The sequence below is a fragment of the Mesorhizobium sp. M4A.F.Ca.ET.050.02.1.1 genome (genome assembly GCF_003997725.1).
In the GTDB taxonomy this organism is placed as follows: domain Bacteria; phylum Pseudomonadota; class Alphaproteobacteria; order Rhizobiales; family Rhizobiaceae; genus Mesorhizobium.
Genome location: NZ_RZSG01001230.1, coordinates 1 through 1,085 on the forward strand (window position 1 = coordinate 1; position 1,085 = coordinate 1,085).

A 1,085-nucleotide genomic window follows, 5' to 3' on the forward strand; every position below is an offset into this window, starting at 1 on the left:
CTTTCCACCGTGCCGCCGCCCAGGCGGGCGATTTCGCCGAGCGCACCTGCCAGCGCGGCGGCGGCCACGCCTTCGCCACGACGCGCCTTGTCAATGAAGAAGCAGGTGATGCGCCAGTCCGGAAGGTTTGTCAGCCCTTCTTCATAGGCGCGCCGGTGCTTGATGCGCGGCAGTTCACCGGTCGGCCCGAATTGGCACCAGCCAACGCAGGCCGCGCCGTCGAAGACAAGCGCGGCATGCGTGCTGCCGTTCCGGACCCTTGCCTGCTTGGCGGCGCGGTTGCCGCCGGCGCCGTTGCCCTTGGCATGGAAGGCCATGCACCAGCAGCCGCCCCAAACGCCATTGTGGCGCTCGACCAGCGCAGCGAAATCCGCCCAGCTTGTTTCGTCGAGGGGTTTTACGCTGAAGCTCATCGTAGTTCCTCAAAGCCAGCGATAGCCGTTTTGAAGGTTCGCGCCTCAGTTCCGGAACAGGCGGCAAATCCCGACATCATCAGCGTCGTCCCTTCGATCGGGTAAAGCGAATGAAGGCGTCGACAATCGGGACGCGGGCTGGGCCTGTCAACCGCTGATGGAGCGCCCCGCCTCCCGGTCCTCGTCGTCGCGGGGCTGCCGCGAATCGGAGATCAGCAACACCGGGCACGGACAGTGCTGCAGCACACCGCTCGTCGTCTCGCCGAAGATGAGCTCGTCGCCCGGCCGCCGCGCCACGCCCATGACAATCAATGCGCTGAAAGCCCTGCTTTTCGAACATCGCGAGCGTGCCATTGTGCAGGAAGGCGGCCACGCTCCTGCCAGCCTGGCGGGCGATGGCATCGGCGGCGGCGGCCCTGCTGCGGATGGCAGTCTCGATCTCGACGCCATAGCGGTCGGCAAGCGCGACGATATCCTTCAGCACAGCCTCCCTGCGGCGATGCGAGACGGTGTCGCGCGGTTCGTCGCGGCCGACCCGCGCAACATAGAGCATCTTGACCGGCGCGCCGGTGACAGTGGCAATGGCAAGTGCCAGTTCGGCGCCACGGCGGGCGACCGACGGTCGCCTCGATCGGCCTGTCGATAGGCGTGCTCTCGCACAACCTCTTCACC

Annotated in this window: 2 protein-coding genes; both read right to left on the minus strand. The window is 66.5% G+C overall.

Annotated features, from left to right (window positions below; genetic code table 11):
• The coding region (locus EOA33_RS36535; RefSeq protein WP_127407783.1) for a GNAT family N-acetyltransferase at positions 1-413 on the minus strand (413 nt) is incomplete at its 3' end.
• Between the two features lie 147 nt (positions 414-560).
• Entirely contained in the window at positions 561-863 is a 303-nt protein-coding gene (locus EOA33_RS41625; RefSeq protein WP_145989543.1) for a universal stress protein, read from the minus strand.
• Between the last annotated feature and the right edge of the window lie 222 nt (positions 864-1,085).

Coding starts and splice junctions, on each gene's coding strand:
- EOA33_RS41625 (WP_145989543.1), bottom strand. CDS start 863: ATGGCGTCGAGATCGAGACTGCCATCCGCAGCAGGGCCGCCGCCGCCG.